Source organism: Streptomyces sp. B1866 (assembly GCF_031932565.1).
Taxonomy (GTDB): domain Bacteria; phylum Actinomycetota; class Actinomycetes; order Streptomycetales; family Streptomycetaceae; genus Streptomyces.
This window is the reverse complement of sequence record NZ_JAVSCF010000423.1, coordinates 1-3,034: the sequence shown is the minus strand read 5'-3', so window position 1 is coordinate 3,034 and position 3,034 is coordinate 1. Positions and strand designations below refer to the sequence as shown.

Here is a 3,034-nt window from a genome sequence, read left to right as displayed (position 1 = left end):
TGGACCCACCACGCCACCGGCACACTCTCGGCCCTGCCCGACTCCACGGCCGACGGCCCCGAGGCCGATGACCTCGCGGCCGAGCAGTGGCCGCCTCCCGGCGCCGAGCCCGTGGACGTGGACGACGCCTACCGGCGTGCGGCAGCCGCGGGGTTCGACTACGGGCCGTTCTTCCAGGGGCTCCGGGCGGTGTGGCGGCGCGGGAGGGAGCTGTTCGGTGAGGTGGCCCTCGCCGAGGACTGGGAGGACTCCGGCGCCGACCGGTTCGCCATCCACCCGGCCCTGCTCGACGCGGCCATGCACCCGCTGCTGATCCGGGACGCCGCCGACGGGGTGGTGGAGGCCGGTCTGCCGTTCTCCTGGAGCGGGGTCCGGCTCGACACGCGCGGGGCGCGCGCGCTGCGGGTCCGACTGGAGACGTCCGCGACGGGGTCCGTGTCGCTGCGCGCGCACGACGAGGCGGGGCGGCGGGTGGTGTCGATCGACTCGCTGGTCATCCGGCCGGTCTCCGCCGACCAGTTGCGGACCGCCGACTCCCTCGAACGGGAGTCCCTGTTCGCGCTGCGGTGGACCGAGCGGGAGTCGACGGCCGGTTCGGACGCGGCGACCGCCGAGGACGGCCTCGTCGCGGGCCCGGGCGCGCCCGCGCGGGACGCGTGCTGGACCGTGCTCCGGGACGGTCCGGGCGCCGACGGGCCCGCGCCCGCGACCTCCCCGTACGACGTCCTCGACGACGCCGACGCCGCCGTGCCCGGCACCGTCCTCGTCCGCGTGGTGCCCGGTGAGGGGCCCGAGTACGTACGGGCGCGGGACGTCACCGTACGGGTGCTCGGGCTGCTTCAGCGCTGGCTGGCGGACGAGCGTACCGCCGACAGCCGACTGGTCATCGTGACCTCCTCGGCGGTCGCGACCGGCGACGCGAACGACGCCGAGGACGTGTGCGACCTGGCGTCGGCGGCCGTGTGGGGCCTGGTGCGGTCCGCGCAGTCCGAGCATCCCGGGCGTTTCGCGCTGGTGGACGTCGACGCCGCCACCGGGGACGGCCAGGTGCTCGCGCACGCCGCGTCGGGCGAGCCCCAGCTCGCGCTGCGTCGCGGCGCGGCCCGTGTCCCGGAGCTGGTCCGGGCCGAGGCCGGACGGCCGGACGGCGCCGCCGGTTTCGCGCCCGCGCCCGGCGGGACCGTGCTCATCACCGGCGGCACGGGGACGCTCGGCGCGCTGCTGGCCCGCCATCTGGTCGTCACGCACGGGGTGCGGCGTCTGCTGCTGCTCAGCCGCCGCGGCGGTGACGCGCCCGGCGCGGCCGGGCTCGTCGCGGACCTGGCCGCGCTCGGCGCGCACGCGGAGGTCGCGGCGTGCGACGCGGCCGACCGTGACGCGCTGGCGCGCGTGCTGGCGGAGGTCCCCGCCGCGCACCCGCTGACCGCCGTGATCCACGCGGCGGGTGTCCTCGACGACGGTGTCGTACAGGCCATGACGGCCGACCGGGTGGACGCCGTGCTGCGCCCGAAGGCCGACGCCGCGTGGCACCTGCACGAGGCCACCCGGGACATGGACCTGAGCGCCTTCGTGCTGTTCTCGTCGGCGGCCGGGGTGCTCGGCAACGCCGGTNGTGCTGTTCTCGTCGGCGGCCGGGGTGCTCGGCAACGCCGGTCAGGGCAACTACGCGGCCGCCAACGCCTTCCTCGACGCCCTCGCCCGGCACCGCCGCGCGCGCGGCCTGCCCTCGGCCTCGATCGCGTGGGGCTGGTGGGCCGAGGGCAGCGAGATGACGGCCGGGCTGGGCGCCGCCGACCGGCAGCGCATGCTGCGCCTGGGCGTCACGGCGCTGTCCGCCGAGCAGGGGTGCGCGCTCTTCGACGCCGCGGCGGGCCGCTCGGAGGCGGTGCTGGTCGCGGTGCGCATGGATCTCGCGGCGCTGCGCCGCGCGGCGTCCGACGGGGTGCCCGCGCTGCTGCGCGGGCTCGCCCGCGTGCCGCGCCGCCGGGCGGCCGAGGGGGCCGCGCGGGCGGACGCCGGGTCGGCCCGGCGGCTGGCCGGCCTGCCGGCCGTGGAGCGTGAGCGGCTGCTGGTGCGGACGGTGCGCACCCTCGCGGCGGCCGTGCTCGGGCACGCCGACGCCGAGAGCATCGAGGAGAACCGCGCGTTCCGGGAGCTGGGCTTCGACTCGCTCACCGGTCTCGAACTGCGCAACCGGCTCTCCGCCGCGACCGGGCTGCGGCTGCCCGCGACGCTCGTCTTCGACCACCCGACCCCGGCGCTGCTGGCGGCGCACGTGAGCGGTGTCCTCGCCGACAGCGCTCCCGTGGCACCGGCCGCCGCGCCCGTGGCCGCGGCCGCCGACGAGCCGGTCGCGATCGTCGGCATGGGGTGCCGTCTGCCCGGCGGCGCCACCTCCCCGCAGCGGCTGTGGGACCTGGTGGCCGGCGGCGTCGACGCGCTCACCGGCTTTCCCGCCGACCGCGGCTGGGACACCGAGCGCATCGTGGACCCGGACCCGTCCCGGGCGGGCAGCACGTATGTGCGCACCGGCGGGTTCGTGCCGGACGCCGCGGACTTCGACCCCGGCTTCTTCGGCATCTCGCCGCGGGAGGCGCTGGCGATGGACCCGCAGCAGCGTCTGCTGCTGGAAGTGTCGTGGGAGACGTTCGAGCACGCCGGGATCGATCCCGAGTCGCTGCGCGGCAGCAGGACCGGCGTCTTCGCGGGCACGATCTACCACGATTACGCGACCCGCCTGAACCGCGTGCCGGCCGAGGTCGAGGGCTATCTCGGGAACGGCAATGTCGGCAGTGTCGCCTCGGGCCGGGTGGCCTACACGTTCGGTCTCGAAGGTCCGGCGGTGACCGTCGACACGGCGTGCTCGTCGTCCCTGGTCGCCCTGCACCTCGCCGCCCGGGCGCTGCGCGCGGGGGACTGCGACCTGGCGCTGGCGGGCGGTGTCACGGTCATGTCGACGCCGAGCGTCTTCGTGGACTTCGCGCGGCAGCGCGGGCTCGCTCCCGACGGCCGGTGCAAGTCGTTCGCCGCCGCC

Annotated in this window: 1 protein-coding gene and 2 pseudogenes; all 3 read left to right on the top strand. The window is 77.1% G+C overall.

Annotated features, from left to right (window positions below; genetic code table 11):
* Positions 1–111: 111 nt before the first annotated feature.
* Positions 112–1,557, top strand: a pseudogene (locus tag RKE29_RS28975) (SDR family oxidoreductase); the annotation flags it as partial.
* A gap of 55 nt (positions 1,558–1,612) precedes the next feature.
* A pseudogene (locus RKE29_RS28970) lies at positions 1,613–1,714 on the top strand (KR domain-containing protein); the annotation flags it as partial.
* 336 nt (positions 1,715–2,050) lie between these two features.
* Positions 2,051–3,034, top strand: a 984-nt coding sequence (locus tag RKE29_RS28965; RefSeq protein ID WP_312008684.1) for a type I polyketide synthase, incomplete at its 3' end; no start/stop codon positions are given.